The 18,828-nt window shown below is 69.7% G+C and carries 16 protein-coding genes; 5 read left to right on the forward strand and 11 right to left on the reverse strand.

The window, feature by feature from the left end; all coding sequences use genetic code 11:
* Position 1 precedes the first annotated feature (1 nt).
* The 5 genes from ACFV9C_RS00250 (at position 2) to ACFV9C_RS00270 (ending at position 6,150) form a co-directional block, all read left to right on the forward strand.
* Positions 2 to 1,870: an acyl-CoA dehydrogenase gene (locus ACFV9C_RS00250; protein WP_380189351.1), complete on the forward strand. Its 1,869-nt coding sequence runs from the start codon at positions 2 to 4 to the stop codon at positions 1,868 to 1,870.
* 262 nt (positions 1,871 to 2,132) lie between these two features.
* Positions 2,133 to 3,371: a hypothetical protein gene (locus tag ACFV9C_RS00255; RefSeq protein ID WP_380189353.1), complete on the forward strand. Its 1,239-nt coding sequence runs from the start codon at positions 2,133 to 2,135 to the stop codon at positions 3,369 to 3,371.
* Positions 3,368 to 4,024 (forward strand): hypothetical protein, encoded by a 657-nt coding sequence (locus ACFV9C_RS00260; RefSeq protein WP_380189355.1) that lies wholly within the window; start codon positions 3,368 to 3,370, stop codon positions 4,022 to 4,024. Before ACFV9C_RS00255 ends, ACFV9C_RS00260 begins: the two co-directional genes overlap by 4 nt.
* A complete protein-coding gene (locus tag ACFV9C_RS00265) occupies positions 4,021 to 5,268 on the forward strand; it encodes a hypothetical protein (protein ID WP_380189357.1) in 1,248 nt (415 codons plus the stop codon). The genes ACFV9C_RS00260 and ACFV9C_RS00265 overlap by 4 nt, the downstream gene beginning before the upstream one ends.
* A 111-nt stretch (positions 5,269 to 5,379) precedes the next feature.
* The gene (locus ACFV9C_RS00270; RefSeq protein WP_380189359.1) at positions 5,380 to 6,150 is read left to right on the forward strand and encodes a DUF4097 domain-containing protein; all 771 of its coding nucleotides are present in this window, start codon (positions 5,380 to 5,382) and stop codon (positions 6,148 to 6,150) included.
* 1 nt (position 6,151) lies between these two features.
* On the opposite strand, the gene ACFV9C_RS00275 is transcribed toward ACFV9C_RS00270, so the two are convergent.
* From ACFV9C_RS00275 to paaN, 11 genes are all read right to left on the reverse strand, one after another.
* The gene (locus tag ACFV9C_RS00275) at positions 6,152 to 7,930 is read right to left on the reverse strand and encodes an NHL domain-containing thioredoxin family protein (protein ID WP_380189361.1); all 1,779 of its coding nucleotides are present in this window, start codon (positions 7,928 to 7,930) and stop codon (positions 6,152 to 6,154) included.
* Positions 7,931 to 7,966: 36 nt separating this feature from the next.
* The gene (locus ACFV9C_RS00280) at positions 7,967 to 9,601 is read right to left on the reverse strand and encodes a hypothetical protein (RefSeq protein WP_380189363.1); all 1,635 of its coding nucleotides are present in this window, start codon (positions 9,599 to 9,601) and stop codon (positions 7,967 to 7,969) included.
* 118 nt (positions 9,602 to 9,719) lie between these two features.
* The gene (locus ACFV9C_RS00285) at positions 9,720 to 10,631 is read right to left on the reverse strand and encodes a carbohydrate ABC transporter permease (RefSeq protein WP_380189365.1); all 912 of its coding nucleotides are present in this window, start codon (positions 10,629 to 10,631) and stop codon (positions 9,720 to 9,722) included.
* The gene (locus ACFV9C_RS00290; protein WP_380189367.1) at positions 10,628 to 11,527 is read right to left on the reverse strand and encodes a carbohydrate ABC transporter permease; all 900 of its coding nucleotides are present in this window, start codon (positions 11,525 to 11,527) and stop codon (positions 10,628 to 10,630) included. The genes ACFV9C_RS00285 and ACFV9C_RS00290 overlap by 4 nt, the downstream gene beginning before the upstream one ends.
* 43 nt (positions 11,528 to 11,570) lie before the next feature.
* A complete protein-coding gene (locus ACFV9C_RS00295; RefSeq protein WP_380189369.1) occupies positions 11,571 to 12,851 on the reverse strand; it encodes an ABC transporter substrate-binding protein in 1,281 nt (426 codons plus the stop codon).
* 190 nt (positions 12,852 to 13,041) lie between these two features.
* A complete protein-coding gene (locus ACFV9C_RS00300) occupies positions 13,042 to 14,073 on the reverse strand; it encodes a zinc-dependent alcohol dehydrogenase family protein (RefSeq protein ID WP_380189371.1) in 1,032 nt (343 codons plus the stop codon).
* Positions 14,074 to 14,088: 15 nt separating this feature from the next.
* Positions 14,089 to 14,643 carry a hypothetical protein gene (locus ACFV9C_RS00305; RefSeq protein WP_380189373.1) on the reverse strand — a complete coding sequence of 185 codons (555 nt, stop codon included), beginning with the start codon at positions 14,641 to 14,643 and terminating at the stop codon, positions 14,089 to 14,091.
* On the reverse strand, positions 14,640 to 15,203 hold the full coding sequence (locus ACFV9C_RS00310; RefSeq protein WP_380189375.1) for a TetR/AcrR family transcriptional regulator: 564 nt from the start codon (positions 15,201 to 15,203) through the stop codon (positions 14,640 to 14,642). Before ACFV9C_RS00310 ends, ACFV9C_RS00305 begins: the two co-directional genes overlap by 4 nt.
* Before the next feature lie 42 nt (positions 15,204 to 15,245).
* Positions 15,246 to 15,764 carry a flavin reductase family protein gene (locus tag ACFV9C_RS00315; RefSeq protein ID WP_380189377.1) on the reverse strand — a complete coding sequence of 173 codons (519 nt, stop codon included), beginning with the start codon at positions 15,762 to 15,764 and terminating at the stop codon, positions 15,246 to 15,248.
* Positions 15,761 to 17,146: a serine hydrolase domain-containing protein gene (locus ACFV9C_RS00320; protein WP_380189379.1), complete on the reverse strand. Its 1,386-nt coding sequence runs from the start codon at positions 17,144 to 17,146 to the stop codon at positions 15,761 to 15,763. Before ACFV9C_RS00320 ends, ACFV9C_RS00315 begins: the two co-directional genes overlap by 4 nt.
* A complete protein-coding gene (paaN, locus tag ACFV9C_RS00325) occupies positions 17,139 to 18,809 on the reverse strand; it encodes a phenylacetic acid degradation protein PaaN (RefSeq protein WP_380189382.1) in 1,671 nt (556 codons plus the stop codon). The genes ACFV9C_RS00320 and paaN overlap by 8 nt, the downstream gene beginning before the upstream one ends.
* Positions 18,810 to 18,828: the final 19 nt, after the last annotated feature.

Consider the following 18,828-nt stretch of genomic DNA (forward strand, 5'->3'; position numbering starts at 1 on the left):
TGTGAGTCACTACAAGTCGAATCTGCGGGACATCGAGTTCAACCTGCTCGAGGTGCTGGGCCGAGGTGACGTGCTCGGACAGGGCCCGTACGCCGAGATGGACGTCGACACCGCCCGTGAGGTGCTCGCGGAGGTGGACCGGCTGGCCAAGCACGAGCTGGCCGAGTCGTTCGCGGAGGCTGACCGGAATCCGCCGGTCTTCGACCCGGAGGCGCACGAGGTCCGGATGCCCGAGGCGTTCAAGAAGAGCTACCACGCCTACATGGACGCCGAGTGGTTCAAGCTCGAGCTGCCGGCTGAGCTCGGCGGTCAGCCGACCCCGCCGTCGCTGCGCTGGGCCGCCGCCGAGCTGGTGCTGGGCGCCAACCCGCCGGTGCACATGTACGCCGCCGGCCCGAACTTCGCGCACGTGCTCTGGCGCAACGGCACCGAGCGGGACCAGAAGATCGCGCACCACATCATCGAGCGCGGCTGGGGCGCCACCATGGTGCTGACCGAGCCGGACGCCGGCTCCGACGTCGGCGCGGGGCGGACCAAGGCCACGCTGCAGGACGACGGCTCCTGGCACATCGAGGGCGTCAAGCGGTTCATCACCTCGGGCGAGCACGACATGACCGAGAACATCATCCACCTGGTGCTGGCCCGCCCGCAGGGGATCGAGGGCGTCGGCGGTCCGGGGACGAAGGGCCTGAGCCTGTTCGTGGTGCCGAAGTACGACTTCGACCTCGAGACCGGTGAGCTGACCGGCGAGCGCAACGGCGCCTTCGTCACGAACGTCGAGAAGAAGATGGGCATCAAGGTCTCCACGACCTGCGAGATCACCTTCGGCGACGGCAACATCGGCGGCCCGGCGAAGGGCTGGCTGCTCGGCGAGGTGCACGACGGCATCGCGCAGATGTTCCAGGTGATCGAGTACGCCCGGATGATGGTCGGCACCAAGGCGATCGCCACCCTCTCCACCGGCTACCTGAACGCGCTCGAGTACGCGAAGGAGCGGGTGCAGGGCGCGGACCTCACCCAGCCGGCCAAGGACGCGCCGCGCGTCACGATCACCCACCACCCCGACGTACGGCGTTCGCTGCTGACGCAGAAGTCGTACGCCGAGGCGCTGCGGGCGCTCGTCCTGTTCACGGCGACGTACCAGGACCGGGCCGAGCAGGCGCGGTACGCCGGGGAGCACGACGACCTCGCGGAGCGGGTCAACGACCTGCTGCTGCCGCTGGTGAAGGGATACGGCTCGGAGAAGTCGTGGACGCTGCTCGGCACCGAGGCGCTGCAGACGTTCGGCGGCTCCGGCTTCCTGCAGGACTACCCGATCGAGCAGTACGTCCGGGACGCGAAGATCGACACGCTCTACGAGGGCACGACCGCGATCCAGGGTCAGGACCTGTTCTTCCGGAAGATCATCAAGGACCAGGGCAAGGCGCTCGGCCATCTCGCCGAGCAGGTGCAGGCGTTCGTCGCCTCCGAGGCGGGGAACGGCCGCCTCAAGGAGGAGCGTGGACTGCTGGCCAAGGGCCTCGAGGACACGCAGAAAATCCTGGGCATCATGGGGCAGGCCCTCATGGCCAGCAATCCCCAGGCGGAGAACGGCGACCCCCGGAACATCTACAAGGTCGGACTGAACACCTCGCGGCTGCTGTTCGTCCTCGGCGACGTGGTCTGCTCGTGGCTGATGCTGCGTCAGGCCGAGGTCGCGCTGGAGCGGCTCGGTGGCGAGCTTTCGGCCGCTGACCAGGACTTTTACACCGGCAAGGTGGCCGCGGCGCAGTGGTTCGTGCGGTCCACGATGCCGTCCGTGCGGGCTGAGCGGATCAAGGCCGAGCTCACCGATCTGGACGTGATGGACCTCCCCGAGTCCGCGTTCTGAGGCTCCTCCGGCTCGGCCACTTGCGCGGGTCGAGCCGGAGGATTCGGGGCATGATTTCGCCGATCTGCCCCAGGTTGCCCCACGATCTGCCCTGTTGCGGAGGGTGATCATGCGGCAACGTTGCTGCCCTGAAACACCGTGACCCTGGCTTGGTTTCCCCTGTCCGAGCCAGGGTCGCGTCAACTTCGGCGACTGGAACCGTCCGATGCGTCGTTGCGTCCGTATGCATGTGCCCAGCTCTGGTCGTCGTACGCTGTCCGCGATGCGCGCCCGTTTTCTCACCGCCCTGCTCGCGGCCCTCGTCCTCGTCCCCGCCGTCCCGGCGCGGGCGAACACGCCCGAGTTGCAGGACCGGATCGCCGCCGCCTGGCGGACCGACCACCTGTCGGTGGACCCGCGGCTGGCCGGCGGCATCCCGGCCACCGAGCTGGCCCGGATCCGCGCCGCGATGCGTACCGCCGGCCTGCCGGTGTACGTCGCGATCGTGCCGTCGACGCCGCCGCTCCGGCAGGTGTCGTACAACATGCCGACGTTGCTACACGCCCGGATCGGTACGCCGGGCCTGTACCTGCTCGCGGTGGTGAACGACACGTACTGGTCGGTCAACGCGGAGCTGTACCGGGCGGGCGGGCTGCGCGGCCGCGAGCTGGTCAGCGTCCAGAACGACGACAAGCAGCGCCTCGACGTGGTCACGGACCGCCCGGCGCCGCCGATCGTACGGACCATCCAGGAGGCCTCGACGGCGCTCGACGGCCGTCCGCTGCCGGCGGTCCCGGCGGGCGACCTCGAGCCGCCGCACGACTCCAGCGACCACGGCCTGTCGACGGTCGACAAGGAGGACCGGTCGACGTACGTCGGGCTGGGGATCGGCGGGCTCCTCGGGTTCGCGCTGACGCTGGTGCTCGGGCTGCGGCGCCGCCGCCGGACGAAGGTCCAGCGGATCGAGCCGCAGGCCACGGACGACCCGCCGATCGACGCGTGGGACGTGGAGCTCAAGGCCGACGAGAAGATCGAGGCCGCCGAGCGTTCGGTCGCGCGGCTCGACAAGCGCGGCAACCGGACGACGGAGCAGCTGGACCGGCGTGACGACGCGTACCGCCGGCTGGACGCCGCGCGGACGCTGCGCGCCGATCACCCCGACGACCTGCTCGCCGCGGCCGGTGCGCTCGTCCTCGCCCGGCAGTCCGAGCGGGTCGCGTCCGGCGCGGCCCTGCAGCCGCCGTGCTTCTTCGACCCCACGCACAACCCCGGTACGGCGACGGTCGACTGGTCGGACGACGTCGAAGTGCCGGCGTGCCAGCAGTGCGCGAGCGTCGTACGGCGCGGGAAGACGCCGCGCGGGCTCCGGGTCTGGAGCAAGTCGGGGCTGCTCGGCCACGACCGCAAGCAGGTGCCGTACTGGACGCTCGAGCCGGACAACCCGATGGTCGCCAGCGGTTTCGGCGCGCTCTCGGACGATCTGCCCGAGCGGATCGAGGCCTGGAAGGACGAGGTCCGATGAGGCGGCTCTTCCTGTTGCTGACGGCAACGATGGTGTTGCTGACCGGGACCGCCTGGGCGGCCACGCCGGCCGATCCGCGGATCACCGGCGCGGTCGCGGCCTGGGCGACCAAGCCGCTGTACGTCGACCCCGACTACACGTCGATGGCCGACCAGGACGAGATGGTCAAGGTGGCCACCGGGACGAGCGTGCCGGTGTACGTGGCCGTCGTACCGACCGGGGAGTGGTTCCCGGAACGCGGCGACACCGAACTGCTGGCCGGCCGGCTCGCGGCGGCGAACCACAAGCCCGGGGTGTACGTCGTGATGGACGGCGACCGGTCGTACGGCGTCGCCAACGAGATCGCGGCGTACGCACCGGACTGGACCTACGGGACCGGGAACCAGTCGATGAGCAGCCAGCTCAAGGACTACCTGGACGGGATCAAGCAATACAAGTCGAGTACGCCGGAGCCCGCCCGGACCACGCCGACGCCGACACCGACGCCCGAGCCGTCATCGTCCTCGTCCGAGGACAAGTTCACCGTCGGCAAGGCCCTCGCGAACGGCGGCGGCGGCACCGTGCTCGGGATGATGGGCGGCGGTCTTCTCGGCGGCATCGTCCTGATCGCGGCGGCGATCGGCACCCCACGACGACGGAAGGAACGCTCGTGAAGGCCCGGATTCTTTTCGCGTGTCTGGTTGCCGCACTGACCACGATGGTCGCGGCGCCGGCGCAGGCCGCACCGGCCGGTACGCCGGCGGAGCGGGCGCACGAGATCGCGACCGCGTTGCTGAAGGACCCGCTGTACGTCGACCCGGCGTACAAGACCGCGCTGCCGGAGAACCTGCGCGCCGAGGTGAAGAAGAAGGCGGCCGCGCTCGGGTACCCGACGTACACGATCATCCTGCCGCTGACCCCGAGCGACGAGTTCGAGGGCAAGGAGGACAACGTCCTCACGCTGGTCATGGACGCGCTCCGCAAGCCCGGTCTGTACGTCGTGGTCGACGGCGGCAACCGCTTCCCGTGGTACGAGACCAAGGACCTGCCGCAGGTCAGTGACGAGAAGCTGAACGCGTCCCGGCAGCGCGCGCTCGACGACACCGGGTACGACGCGGGGCCGACCGAGGTGGTCGCCCGGATGTACGAGCTGCTCGCCCAGCCGGGGATCCCGAAGACCTCCACCCGGCCGAACTCGGGGTCGCCGACGCGCCGGGACTCGTCCGAGTCCGGTGGGCACGGGACCGTCATCACGCTCGGCATCGTCGGCGGGCTGCTCGTCCTGGTGGCGCTCGGGCTGGTGATCGGCCGGGCGCGCGGGTCGCGTTCGGGGGCGGCACCGCGCCGGGAGAAGACGTTCCGGATCCCGCCGCACGTCGCCGCGACCGTGGCGGCCGAACGGCGCCGGAAGCTCACCCGGGACACGACGGCCGAGCTCACCACGCTCGGCTCGCAGCTCGCGGCGCTGCCGACGACCGAAGGCGCCGGGCTGGCGCACCAGCAGGCCGCGCTCGACGACCACGCCGCCGCGTCGAAGATCCTCGACGGTACGTCGCCCGACCTCGTCGACCTGGTCGGCGCGATGGTGCTGCTGGACAAGGGCCGTCGCGAGTACGACGCCGCCGTCGCGACCGCGGCCGGCCGGCGCGTGGCCGACGTACCGGAGCTGTGTGCGTTCAACCCGCTGCACGGGCGGTCCACCGGGCGGCCGACGAAGGTCGACTCGAACGGGACCACGTTGACGCTGCCGCTGTGCAACGAGTGCCGGCAGGCGCTGCGGCGCGGCTCGGCGCCGCAGTCGCTGCCCGGCAAGGACGGCCCGTACTGGTACGAGGACTCGCTCTGGGCGCGTACCTTCTTCGGCACCACCGGCGACGACCTCGCCACCGCGGTGTCCCGCGGGGAGCTGCACCGGTAGATCCCTGAGAAGCGCTCAGGGTGGCCTCGGGGGATCTGCCGGATCCTCCGAGGGAGTCTCGACGCCTACTGTCGTTGCGACAACGCGGGTGGGCTCGAGAAGAGGCGGACGATGGCGGAGAACAAGCAGCTCGGCGTGATCCTGCTGGTAGCGGCGGCCGGGCTGGCGTTCTGGCAGTTCGGGGACCGGAACTCCGACGACACACACACGATCGACGACAAGATCAGCACGGTCCAGCTCGCGGCCGGCCACTCCGACATCACGATCAAGGTCTCCGACGACAGCCAGACGACGGTGCGGGAGAAGCGGAAGTTCTGGTTCCTCAAGCACGGCGACGCGTACTCGGTGCATGACGGCGTACTCACGCTGGACGGGAAATGCGGCTGGCAGTGCACCGCCGACTACGAGGTGACCGTCCCGCGCGGCACGAAGGTGACCGGCGAGAACGGCAGCGGCGACGTCCAGCTCGCCGGTGTCGGCGGCGTCGACGCGAAGTCCACCTCGGGCACACTCGAACTCCGCGACATCGACGGCGACGTCAACCTGGACGTGACCTCGGGCGACGTGTCGGTGCACGGCCTGAACGGCAAGCTCGACCTCAAGGCGAAGTCCGGCGACATCGAGGCCAAGGACCTGAAGGGCGGCCCGGTCGACGTCGAGACCACCTCCGGCGACATCGAGCTGAACCTCGCCGAGGCGAACGACGTCAACGCCAAGGACACCAGCGGCGACATCCAGATCACCGCCCCCGGCACCGACTACAAGGTCAGCACCGACACCAGGCACGGCGACGTCGAAAACAAGCTCGGCAACACCGACACCGGCTCCCACTCCGTCTCCGCCAGCACCACCTCAGGCGACATCGAACTCCGCACCAGCTGAGCTACTTTGCGCCGGAGAGCACCAGTTCCAGCCGGTTCGGGCCGTCGGAGGTGATGGTGACGGGGACGCCCCAGTCCTGGCGGTGCATGTGGCAGGCGGGGAACTCGACCTCGGCGGAGTCGTCGCAGGAGGCGGCCTGGACGGCTACGTGCAGTACGCCGGAACCGGCGTGCGGGTCGATCACCAACCGGCGGACCAGCTCCGTCGTGTCGCCGGCGCCCTCGCGGAGCAGGTTGTCGGGAGTGGCGGAAACCAGCAGGCGGGTCGACGGGCCGTAGCGGTCGTCGAGCTTCTGGCCGGGCGGCGGGGTGAAGACGACCTCGAGGGTGACCTCGCCGGACGCCAGGTCCATCGGCGGCCGCTGGGAGCGGGTGCTGAACTCGGCCGCGGTCGCCGACGCGCCGAGCGGGATCCGGGTCAGCCGGTGCGCGGCGGACTCGACCACCAGCAGTTCGTTGCCCACGACAACGGCACCGCTCGGCTCGGCCAGCCCGGTGGCCATCGTCTCGACCGTGTCGGTCGACGGGTCGAACCGCCGTACGGCGCCGTTGTAGGTGTCCGCGATCGCGACCGAGCCGTCCGGCAGCACCGTCACGCCGAGCGGGTGCTGCAGCAGCGCCTCGCTCGCCTTGCCGTCGCGCAACCCGAAGTCGAACAGCCCGGTGCCGACGGCGGTGTGGACGGATGTGTCGATCCAGCGCAGCGCGGAGATCTCGGAGTCCGCGAGCCACAGCCGCTCTCCGTCGGCCGCGAGCCCGCTGGTCTGCGCGAACCACGCCTCGCCGAGCGGCCCGTCCTTCAGCCCTTCGTTGGTGGTCCCCGCGGCGACCTCGGTCACCTTGCCGAACGGGTCGAACGTCCACAGCTGATGCACGCCGGCCATCGCGATCCACACCTTGCCGCCCCACCACGCGACGTCCCACGGCGAACTCAGGACGTCGGTCCCGTCGCCGTCCATCCACTGCTTCCCGGTGCCGACCAGCGTCGTCACCTCGCCGCTCTGCAGATGGATCCCCCGGAGCGCGTGGTTGACCGTGTCCGCCACGACCACATCGTACCCGGTCCGGGCCGCGACGTCGTCCGGGAGTAACACCAGCCCGTTCGGCTCGGAGAAGCGCGCCTCGGAGTCGCCGCCGTCCACGAAACCACGCTCGCCGGTCCCGATCCGCCGTACGACGGTCGTCGCGTCCGCCGCGAGCTCCACGATGCTGTGGTTGCCGGCGTCCGCGACCAGGAACCCGTTGTCCAGCGCAACCACCTTCGCCGGGAACCGCAGGTCGGTCGGCTCCGCCGCGGGCGCGACGTACGGCGACTTGCCGCGCGTCAACGTGCCGGCCGCCTCGTGCTCGACGACAAGCTCCGCCAGCAGCGCGTCCAGCGCGTGCAGGTGCCCTTCACCGGAGTACTGCGCGACGATGTACCCGTTCGGATCCACCAGCACCAGGGTCGGCCACGCCCGCGCCGTGTAGTTCTGCCAGGTCACGAGCTCCGGGTCGTCCAGCACCGGATGCCCCACCTCGTACCGCTCGACGGCGGCCCGAACCGCCGCCTCCTCCCCCTCATGCGCGAACTTCGGCGAATGCACCCCGACGATCACCAACGCGTCGCCGTACTTCTCCTCCAACGGCCGCAACTCGTCCAGCACATGCAGACAGTTGACGCAACAAAACGTCCAGAAGTCCACCAGCAAAAAGCGGCCCCGGAAGTCCGCCAAGGCCAACTCCCGCCCACCCGTGTTCAACCACCCACGACCCCGCAACTCCGGCGCACGCACATGCATGCCACCCATTCTCCGCCGTGGCACAACCGCGTCTGATCAGCGGGGCAGGACGAGGGTGTCGCTGAGGAGTTTGGCGGTTTTGCGGAGGGTGGCTGGGGAGGAGGAGAGGTCGGTGGCGAGGGTGTGGGGGGTGAGGGTCTCGCCGGGGCCGACCAGGCGGTGGCGGTGGGCGATCAGCCAGACGATGGCGCGGGGCCAGGTCGAGAGGCGGGCCTTGGCGAGCAGGTCGGGGGCCTCGCGGACCAGGCGTTCGGCGATGTCGAACGCGTCGGGGGCGTACGACGTCCCCAAGGTCTCGCCGGCCATCAGCCAGGCGTGCGGGGCGAGCACCGAGAGGGTGGCGGCCTGGTGGTTGTCCAGGCCCTGGAGGTCGGGCTGCGGCGGGGTGCCGAGGCCGGCCAGGGCGCGGTAGGCGTCCTCCAGGTCGTTGGTGGTGTCGTCGAGGAAGACGCGCTCGCCGGGCTTCGAGCCGACCGGATCGATCATCGCGGCGGCCTCCAGCGCGGGCTGCCAGACGTCGACCGCGTCGACCGCCTCGTCGACGGTGTCCAGCGGCAGGCTGCCGCGGTCGCCGGCGAACTCGAGCCAGGCCTTCACCACTACCGGGACCGCGTCGAAGTAGGTGCTGTCGGCAAGCACCTTCCGCGGCAGCCAGTGCGCCAGGAACAGCTCGACCAGCACGCCGCTGACCCGCAGCGGGCCGCCGACGGTGTGGTCGACCGCATGGTCGATCCAGAGCCGGACGATGTCCGGCGCATCGTCGGGCAGACCAACGGCGAACCGCGAATCGAGGAAGTCCTCGACCAACTGCTCGCGCTGCCGCGGGGTCAGCAACGGCCGCATCGGCGGGCGGACCGGGCGCTCCGGCATCTGGGTCAGCCGGTTCACCAGCAGGCCGGTGAAGAACTCGAAGTCCTCGCTGACCGGCGGATCGTCGTAGTCCCGGGTCTCGCCGAGGGCCTGCAGGATGATCCCGGCGGCGATCGGCGGACGCACGGTCCGGATGGTCACCCGGCCGCCGCGCTGGTACGCCTCCAGGACGCGGTCCACCGGCGGGCCGACGAACACGTCCTTGATGATCGCGCCGAGGTTGTTGTCGATGAACACCACCACGGTGTGCGGGTGCTGCTCGTCGTCGTAGTCCAGCACGACGCTCAGCCCGTCACCGGTGATGTCCTCGGACACGATCGCGCTGGTCAGCCGGAACCCGGCGATCCGGGTCACCCACTCGGGCACTTCGTCCTGCGTCCGCAGGCGCGACACGTGCGCCCGCTGCAGCGGCAGCCGCCCGGCCGGGCCGACGGTCCGGGCCAGGCTGGTCAGCAGCACGAAGGACTCCAGGTCACGGCGCTCACCGAGCACCCGGGCTGCGTCGGCCCAGAAGAAGCGCTCCACCTCACCGATCTCGTCCGGCCGCCCGGCCGGCCACAGCTGGTCGGCGAGCATCGCCGCCGAACGGGCCACGGACGCCTCGGCGATCACCGGGTGCAGCGCGGCCGGCGCGGCGGCCAGGTCGAGGGAAAGCGTTTCCAGCAGGGTCTCCAGCACGGCGACGCTCGGCGTGGTGTCGACATCGACACCCACCGGCGGCGCGTACGTTTCGCCGGGATCGGAGCCGACGAGCCGCAGGTGGCTGCGCCGTCCATCCCGTCCACTCGGAGACTTGGTCACCTCCGTGAGATTACCGTCCGCGCCCACTCCCCCGCAGTCCCCACCGCGCGCCCTGTGGACAACTCCAGAACGACGGCCCGTACTCGCCTGAGCACGGGCCGTCGGGGTACTGCGGAGTTCAGCCCTTCAGCGCGCCCGCCATCAGGCCGCCGATGAACCAGCGCCCGAGCACGATGTAGACGATCAGCGTCGGCAGCGACGTGATCAACGCACCCGCCATCGAGGCGGCGTAGTCGACCTTCTGACCGCCCGCCAGCGCCGCCAGCCCGAGTGTCACGGGACCGTTGTCCTGCTGGGTCAGGAACAGCGCGAACAGGAAGTCGTTCCAGACCGAGGTGAACTGCCAGATCAGCGTCACCACGAACCCGGAGATCGAGATCGGCAGGATGATCCGCAGGTACGTCTGGACCAGGCCGGCGCCGTCCACCCGGGCCGACTCGATGATCTCGTTCGGCACGATCGTGGCGTAGTAGTTCCGGAAGATCAGCGTGCAGATCGGGATGCCGTAGATGCAGTGCGCGATGATCAGCGTCGGCACGCCCCGGGTCACGTCCAGTTCGGTGAACGTCGTACGCAGCGGCAGCATCACCGCCTGGTACGGGATGAACATCCCGAACAGGATGAACGCGAACACGATGTTCGCGCCCGGGAACCGCCAGCGGGCCAGCACGAACCCGTTCACGGACCCGATCATCGAGGAGATGATCGCGGCCGGGATCGCCAGCGACAGCGACCGGATCATGTACGGCTGCAGTACGTCCCAGGCCTTGCGCCAGGGCTCCAGCGTCCAGGTCTTCGGCAGGTTCCACTGCGAGGCCGCGGTGGTGTCACCGGAGGTCTTGAAGCTGGTGATCAGTACGACGTACACCGGGATCAGGACGAACAGCAGGAACAGCAGCAGCAGGACGTAGCGGACCGTCCGGCTGCGCCGGGTCGAGCCGTCCGCGATGACGCCGCGGCTCTTCGGCGGCTTCCGGCGGACCGCCGCGGCGGCGGACCCGGTCGCGGCGGTGGCGGTGTCGGCGCTCATTCCTGGTTCTCCTGCCGGACGGTGTACGCGATGTACGGGATGACCAGAACGGCGACGACGGCCAGCAGCACGATCGCGATCGCGGCCGACTTCGCCTGGTCACTGCGCAGCAAGGTGTTCCACATGTAGATCGCGGGCACCTCGGTACGGAACTGGTTCGGCCCGGTGATCGCGTAGATCAGGTCGAACAGCTTCAGCGACATATGCCCGAGGATGATCAGCGCGGACAGCGCGATCGGCGACAGTTGCGGGAACAGCACGTGCCGGTACAGCTTGAACTCGGACGCGCCGTCCACCCGGGCCGCCTCACGCAGCTCCGGCGGGATCCCGCGGAAGCCGGCCAGGAACAGCGCCATGATGTACCCCGACAACTGCCAGACCGCGGGTAACGCGATGGACGCCATCGTCGTCCATCTGCTCCCGGCGGTCCACCACGGATTCTCCAGGAAGTTCAGATGGAGGATCTCGAACAGCCGGTTCAGCCCGCGGGCGTCGGCGCCCTGGGACGGGTTCAGCAACCAGCCCCAGACGACGCCGGAGGCGATCATCGAGATCGCCATCGGGAACAGGTAGATCGACCGGAAGATCGACTCGCCGGGCACGCCCTTCTCCAGCAGCAGCGCCCAGAGCAGGCCGAAGATCAGCGTGCCCACGATGAACGCCACCGTGAGCACGCCGAGGTTCTTCAGCGAGTTGAGGAACCGGTCCTCACCGAACAGGTGCCCGTAGTTCTCGAACCCGACGTAGTCGGCCGGGCCCTTGCGAGCCGTGTGCCGGTTCGTCAGCGAGGTGTTGAAGGACCACGCGATCAGCCCGTAGACGAAGTACCCGAGCAGCAGCACGGTCGGCAGCAGCACCAGGGCTCCGGGTCCCCAGGTGCGGATTCTTCCGTGCACGCTCAGTCCTCCAACTCGTACTGGTTCCGCAACTCGACCTGCATCAGCTCGTCTTCATCGCGGTACCGAGCGCCGTCTGCAGCTTCGCGACGTCCGGGCTGCCGCTGAACTGGCTGAGCGCGGACAGGATGTCGTTGTTCTGCCCCAGCGTGCAGGCCGCACCGTGGGCGCAGGACGGGACGATCGTCTTGCTCTTCCAGTCCGCCATCGCCGACTGCTGGTACTTCGGGTAGTCCGCCGGGTTGGCGTCCGAACGGGCCGGGATCGAGCCCTTCTTGGTGTTGAACGCCTTCTGGCCCTCGGCCGAGCCGACGGTCTTCAGCCAGCACTTGGCGCCGTCGGGGTCCGCGCCGTTGGTCGGCAGCGTGAACGAGTCCGACAGGAACTGGAAGTCGCCCCCGGTGCCCGGGGCCGGCCAGTAGGTGTACGCCGTGTCCGGGACCTTGTCCGCCACCTGCTGCGCGGCGACCCAGTCACCCATCAGGGTGTAGCCGGCCTTGCCGGAGTTCACGTAGCCGAGCGCGTCCGGCCAGTCGATCGCCTCGCGGTCGGTGTTCGTGAAGGTCAGCAGCGTCTTGTACTTGTTCAGCGCCGCCGTCACGTCGCCGCCGGCCCAGTCGGTCTTGCCGTCCCACAGACCCTTGAACTTGTCCGGACCGAGCTCGGCCAGCAGCACGGCCTCGACCAGCATCTCCTGGGCGAAGCCCTTGGAGATCGCCAGCGGCGCGGTGACGCCGGCAGCCTTCAGCTTGGTCAGATCGGCGATCCACGCATCCACGCTGGCCGGGGCCTTCGTGCCGTCGAGGTTCGCCTTCTTCAGCACGGTCGGGTTCGCCCAGACGACGTTCGCCCGGTGGACGTTGGCGGGGATCGAGTAGATCTTGCCGTCGACCGTCAGGTTGTCGATCAGGTTCTGCGGGAACGCCTTGTCCAGCCCGAAGTCCTTGTACAGCTGGCTGATGTCGTCCACCTGGCCGGCGTTGATGTAGTCCTTCAGCTCGGCGCCGGCGTGCGCCTGGAACGTGGACGGCGGCTTGCCCGCCTGCAGGTCGTTCGCCAGCACCTGCTTGGCGTTCGAGCCCGCGCCGCCGGCGACGGCCGAGTTCACGAACTTGTAGTCCTTGCACGCGGTGCCGAACACCGACACCAGGCCGTCCAGACCGGCCTTCTCACCACCGTCGGCCCACCAGGTGAAGACAGTGACGTCCTTGCTCGCCGACGAGTTGCCGCCACCGCTGCTGTTGTTGCTGTTCCCGCAGGCGCTCACCGCGAGAAGACCCGCCGCACCCACCAGCGCCAGGGTCTTACTCAGACCACCACGCATGATTCACTCTCCGATCGAATTGATGGAGCCGCCTGTGACAACGATGCCCCCTTGACCGCCCCCACTCTGGAACTGCTACTCGCGAGTGTCAACGTTCCGCGCAGGCGCGTTGCGCAGCCGTGACCCCGTGCGGGTTGACAGTGTGAGAGCGCGCACATTCCCGGTTCGAACAGAGCTGTTGCGCACAACGTCAGGGCCGGAGCAGCACCTTGATCGCCCGCCGCTCGTGCATCGCGGCGTACCCGTCGGCCACGTCCGCGAGCGGGATCGCCGAGTCGAACACCCGCCCCGGATCGATCTCTCCCGCCAGTACGTCGGCCATCAGGTCCGGCAGGTAGGCCCGGCACGGGGCGGCCCCGCCGTTCAGCCCGACATTCCGGCCGAACATCGTCTTGATCGGCACCTCGACCCCGTGCGGTACGCCGACGAACCCGACCGTGGCGCCGGCCCGCGCGACGTCGAACGCGGTCGTCATCGACTGCGCCGTACCGACACACTCCAGCACGGCGTCGGCGCCGACGCCGTGGGTCAGCTCGAGGACGGCGTCCCGCGCCGCGTCGCCGCGTTCGGCAATGATGTCCGTGGCACCGAACTCCGTCGCCAACTGCTGCCGGTCCTGATGCCGCGACAGGGCAACGACCCGCTCCGCGCCCATCCGGGATGCCGCGAGGACGCCGCAGAGCCCGACCGCGCCGTCGCCCACGACGACCACCGTGTCGCCGGCCCGTACCCGGGCCGACCGCGCCGCGTGCCAGCCGGTGCCCATCACGTCGGACAGCGTGAGCAGCGACGGGACGAGCGAGTCGTCCGGTACGTCGGGCGTCGCGATCAGCGTGCCGTCGGCGTACGGGAGCTTCACGTACTCGCCCTGTCCGCCGTCGGCCTTCGCGCTGCCGTAGCCGACCAGGTTCTGGCAGGCCGTCTGGTACCCGGCGAGACAGTGCGGGCAGGTCCCGTCACTGACCACGAACGGCGCGATCACGAAGTCGCCCGGCTTGACCGTGCGTACCTCGGACCCGATCTCCTCGACGATGCCGACGAACTCGTGCCCGATCGGCCGCGGCGTCCGCACCGGGTTCTCGCCGCGGTACGGCCACAGGTCCGAGCCACAGATGCACGAGGCAACGACCTTGACCACGGCGTCCCCTGGCCCGTCGATCTTCGGATCCGGCCGCTCTTCCAGCCGTACGTCGAACGCTCCATGAATCACGGTGGCACGCATGGAGCTCACACTAGATCAGGCCGGAACCGGGACCCTCTCGACCCGCTTGGCGCTCCAGGCGAGCCACACACACGCGACGGCCAGAAGTGCGCCGTGACCGATCCGCAGTGCCGGTGGGCCGAAGAACTGCGGCAGGAACAGCCCGAACCCGACCGCGAACAGGATGGCCGGTACGGTACGAAGCCGGACCGCGACGATGATCGCGCCTGCCGCCATGGTCAGCAGCCCGGCGCCGAACAACGTCATCGCGAACGGGTTGTAGCGCACCTTCTCGGCCAGGTCGAGGATGTTCGGCTGGTTGGCCATCGCATGCAGGCCGAAGTCCTCGGCGCCGTAGTACGGCAGCGTCAGGCCGGCGCCGATCCAGAACACCACCGCGGCCGTACGGTCGATGTTCAGCAACGCGACCGCGACCAGGATGAAGCCGATCATCGCGCACAGGTGGGCGACGACCCAGGCGGTGGCGCCCATCGCGGCCGCGGCGCCGGACGTGGTCGACTCGTCCTCCCAGGGTCGGAGGGCGGGGTAGAGCAGGAACAGAACTCCTGCGACGGACAGCGGAATCCTCATGATTCGTTCCTCAGGCTGGCGAGATACATCCGGACGATTTGGTCGTAGGTCTCGTCGAGGTCCTCGGGCAGGCCGAAGCCGCCTGCCGCCTCGACGGACGCGAAGCCGTGGACGAGCACCCGCAGGCGCCGGGTGGCATGCACCGCGGCCGGTCCCTCGAGCCCGTAACCGCGCAAGGTGGCGTACATGACGCCGACCAGCTTCTTCCCCGCCACCTCTTGCAGCGGATCGTGCAGCGGGTCCATCGGCATTGCGGCGTATCGCTTCGGGTGCGCGGCGACGTAGGCGCGATAGGCGTGCATCAGCGCGGTGACAGCCTCGTCACCACCCATGCCCAGGACGGTGGCGGTGAACTGCTCGGTCATGTCCTCCAGCACCCGGACCCCGACGAGTGCCTTGAGCTCTCCGAGGTTCGCCACGTGCTTGTACAGCGACGGTGTGGCGACCCCGCAGCCCTGCGCGACGGCGGCGAGCGTGAGGCCGTCCGGCCCGTGCTCGTCGACGACGCCCAGCGCCACCTCGACCACGGCAGCAGGCGTCAGCGACCCTTTAACAACCATAGCCCAGAGGCTAATGGCATTAGCCAACGCTCGTCAACAGGGCTAGATCGTCACGTACCGTCCGCGGCGGTGAGCCAGGGCCGGTACGTCGTCCACGCCGAACTCGACGTGGGCGATCTCCAGTTGCACCTGCAGACCCCACCCGATCTCGGGCGGGTCCGGGTCGACCAGCGTGCAGCCGGCCCAGGTGCTGACGCCGACCGGGGCCGGGCCCCACTCGGTGTCGGTCCAGTCGATCAGCTTGAACGGACCGCCCGGCGCCGGCGCGACGTACCCGAAGGCGTCGGCCAGCTGCCGGTGCGGTTCGCCGAGCAGCGCCACCACCGCGGTCCTTGCCTCCCGCAACGTCTCCCACAGGTCCGAGTCGGGGTCGAGCAGCCCGATCACGTACCCGGGCTCCCCGTCGGCGACCAGCATCGACGACACCGTGAGCCCGGCCCGTTTCCCCTCGTACGCCGTCGTCCACAACCCCACCGGCGACGCCAGCCGCCCGCGGAACCGCCGTACCGGACTCCGCTCGGACTCGGGCGGCAGGAACGGGTGATCGCCGTGAATACTCACGTGGAAACGGTAACGCGCTCCGGGAGGGTGAAGGTGTCGAGCGGGTGCAGGGTGAGTCCGCTGGAGCCGCGCACCGACTCCACGGACCCGTCCGCGCCGAACGTGAACCGGTACGACTCGCCGTACGAGCTGTAGCCGTTGCCGCCGGTGACCCGCAGCGCGTCGCCGTCCGCCTCGACCGGCATCGGCTCCTCGGCCGGGTTCGGGCCGGACGGGTCGGTGATGTACAGCCGGCCGCCGAGCAGCATCACGTCGGTGATGCCCCACAGGTTCGCGAACCGCCCGGTGAAGCGCTCCAGACCGGCCGCGTCGCCGCGGTCCTTCGACTCGGCCAGGTCCAGCAGCCGGAAGAGGCCCTCCGCGAGCTGGGACGCCGGGCCGTCGATCGCGTTCGTCAGCACAGCCACGACCAGCCGCTTCTCCGGGTCGACGAGCGTCCGGGTGATGTGGCCCGGGTACCCGCCGCCGTGCCCGATCACCTCCCGGTCACCGACCTTCGTCACCGCGATCCCGAGGCCGTACCGCGCCTTCTCGTCGCTCCCGGTCGTCCACAGCGGGTGCTGCATCTCACGCTTCGACTTGTCCGTGAGCAGCCGGTCGTCGCCGGGCAGGTGCGCGGAGAAGTACGTCACCAGGTCGCGCGCGTTGCCGAAGAAGCCGGTCGCCGAGGCCAGCGCCCGGGTGTCGACGTGCTCGATCGGCACCCGCGTGTCGGCGTACGCCAGCGCGCTGTAGCCGACGGCGTACTCCGGCAGCCGCGCCGGGTCCAGCTCCGGGCCGAGGCCGGTCAGCCCGAGCTTGTCCACGATCGACCTCTGGACGAACTCGTTGTACGGCGTCCCGCCGGCCGCCTCGACGATCAGCCCGAGCAGCCCGAATCCGATGTTCGAGTACTTGAAGCGCTCGTTCTCCGGGAGCACCGCCGACTCCGCGTCCCGCAGTACGCCGAGCAACTGGTCGCGGTCCGGGAACGCCGCCGCCAGCTGCCACCAGTCGGCGTCCTGGCTGTCCCGGGTGACACCGCCGGCGTGCGCGAGCAGTTCGCGGACGGTCCGCTCCCCGATCGGCGTACCGGCGAGCTCGGTGACGTGCTGCGCCGCCTTGTCGTCCAGCCGCAGCAGGCCCTGCTCGACCAACTGCAGGATCGCGGTGCCGGTGAACGTCTTCGAGTGCGACGCGATCCGGAACAGGTGCTGGTCGGTCAGCGGTACGTCGTTCTCCACGTCGGCGTGGCCGTACGCGGCCGAGAACACCACCCGGTCGCCGGCGTACACCGCGACCTGGACCCCCGGGATCCGCTGGTAGTGCTGGTTGTACTTCAGCCAGCTGTCGTAATAGGCAAGCGCTTCGCGCAGGTTCTCTGGATTCAAGGCCTCACACATGACGCCTAGATTGAATGACGCGGAAGCGACTCGCAACGTAAGCGCCGTCGGTGTATGTCGCGTTCGCCGCCGGATTGGCCCCGGTGCCGTGGAAATCGCTGAAAGCGGCCGATTGATTCACGAACACCTGGCCGGTCAGGTTCTCGGACAGTGCGACACCCGCGTCGAGGGCCGCGTCCCGGGCCTCGTCGAGGACCTTCGGGTCGGTCGAGTAGATCCCGGCGGTCATCGCGCCGTCCTCGGTCACGGTCGACCGGAACAGCTCGATCGACTGCGCGGTGTCGGCCGTCTTCACCAGGAACGACACCGGCCCGAAGCACTCCCGCCCGTAGACGTCGGCGTCCGCGGCGTCGATCGCGACCAGCAACGGCGTACGGACGACCGCGTCCGGGTACGCCGGGTGCTGGATCGCGCGGGACGCGAGGACGACGTCGCCGTACTCGTCGGCCAGCTCGAGCCGGCTGATCACGGCCTGGTTGACGATGCCGCCGAGGATCTCGACCGCGCGGGCGTCGTCGCCGAGCAGCTTGCCGATCGCGGCCCCGATCCCGGCGCCGACCTCGTCGAAGGACTTGTGGCCCTCGTCGGTCTCGATCCCACCGGCCGGGACGAACAGGTTCTGGGTGGTGGTGCACATCTGGCCCGAGTACAGGCTCAGCGTGAAGGCGAGGTTGTTGCAGAGCGCCTTGAAGGAGTCGGTGGAGTCGACGATGACCGCGTTGACACCGGCCTTCTCGGTGAAGACGGTGGCCTGCGTCGCGTTCTGCTCGAGCCATTCGCCGAACTCGCTGCCGCCGGTGAAGTCGATCAGCTTCACCTCGGGGCGCTGGGCCAGCGGCTTGGCCAGGCCGTCGCCGGCGCGCTCGGTGGCGAGCGTGACCAGGTTCGGGTCGAAGCCGGCCTCAGCGAGCACCTCGCGGCAGACCTCGACCGTGATCGCCAGCGGCAGCACGGCCAGCGGGTGCGGCTTCACCACGACGGCGTTGCCGGTGACCAGCGAGGCGAACAGGCCGGGCCATGAGTTCCAGGTCGGGAACGTGTTGCAGCCGATCACCAGCGCGACGCCGCGGCCGGTGACCGTGAACGTCTTCTCCATCCGGATCGGGTCGCCCTTCGCAGGCTTCTCCCAGGTCGCGGTCGCCGGGTAGCGGTTCATCTCCTCGTACGCGTACGCGACCGCCTCCAGCGCGCGGTCCAGCGCGTGGGCGCCGCCGGCCTGGAACGCCATCACGAACGCCTGCCCGCTGGTGTGCTGGACCGCGTTCGCCAGCTCGAAGATCCGCTGGTGCAGCCGGTCGAGGATCTCCAGCGCGACGCCGGTCCGCCCGTCGATCCCGGCCCGCCGCCAGTCCGCGATCCCCTGCTGGGCGGCCGCGATCAGCTCGTCCAGACCGTCCTCGACCACCCGCGGGTACGCGACGTCCATGGCGATCCCGTACGGCGACTGCTCGGTCACGACCGTGCCGCGCGCACCCGGGATGTCCAGGGCGTACGCCGTACCGAGATGGGCCTCGAACGCCGTCTTGCCGTCCGCGGCCGCGGTCTCGCCGTACACCCGGGGGCTCGGCGACTCGGGGAACGCGGAGTGGTAGCCGCGGTCGTGGATCGCCTTCAGCGCGCCGTCGAGGCGCTCACGGTGGGAGGAGAGCAGGTCCGTGGTCATGTCTGCGATGTTACAGTCA

The organism is Kribbella sp. NPDC059898, assembly GCF_042730855.1.
Taxonomy (GTDB): Bacteria; Actinomycetota; Actinomycetes; order Propionibacteriales; family Kribbellaceae; genus Kribbella.

Excerpts from the sequence above, each read along its gene's own strand:
- ACFV9C_RS00255 (WP_380189353.1), top strand. The coding sequence starts at position 2,133 with ATGCGCGCCCGTTTTCTCACCGCCCTGCTCGCGGCCCTCGTCCTCGTC.
- ACFV9C_RS00260 (WP_380189355.1), top strand. The coding sequence starts at position 3,368 with ATGAGGCGGCTCTTCCTGTTGCTGACGGCAACGATGGTGTTGCTGACC.
- ACFV9C_RS00270 (WP_380189359.1), top strand. The coding sequence starts at position 5,380 with ATGGCGGAGAACAAGCAGCTCGGCGTGATCCTGCTGGTAGCGGCGGCC.
- ACFV9C_RS00275 (WP_380189361.1), bottom strand. The coding sequence starts at position 7,930 with ATGCATGTGCGTGCGCCGGAGTTGCGGGGTCGTGGGTGGTTGAACACG.
- ACFV9C_RS00285 (WP_380189365.1), bottom strand. The coding sequence starts at position 10,631 with ATGAGCGCCGACACCGCCACCGCCGCGACCGGGTCCGCCGCCGCGGCG.
- ACFV9C_RS00295 (WP_380189369.1), bottom strand. The coding sequence starts at position 12,851 with ATGCGTGGTGGTCTGAGTAAGACCCTGGCGCTGGTGGGTGCGGCGGGT.
- ACFV9C_RS00300 (WP_380189371.1), bottom strand. The coding sequence starts at position 14,073 with ATGCGTGCCACCGTGATTCATGGAGCGTTCGACGTACGGCTGGAAGAG.
- ACFV9C_RS00305 (WP_380189373.1), bottom strand. The coding sequence starts at position 14,643 with ATGAGGATTCCGCTGTCCGTCGCAGGAGTTCTGTTCCTGCTCTACCCC.
- ACFV9C_RS00310 (WP_380189375.1), bottom strand. The coding sequence starts at position 15,203 with ATGGTTGTTAAAGGGTCGCTGACGCCTGCTGCCGTGGTCGAGGTGGCG.
- ACFV9C_RS00320 (WP_380189379.1), bottom strand. The coding sequence starts at position 17,146 with ATGTGTGAGGCCTTGAATCCAGAGAACCTGCGCGAAGCGCTTGCCTAT.
- paaN (WP_380189382.1), bottom strand. The coding sequence starts at position 18,809 with ATGACCACGGACCTGCTCTCCTCCCACCGTGAGCGCCTCGACGGCGCG.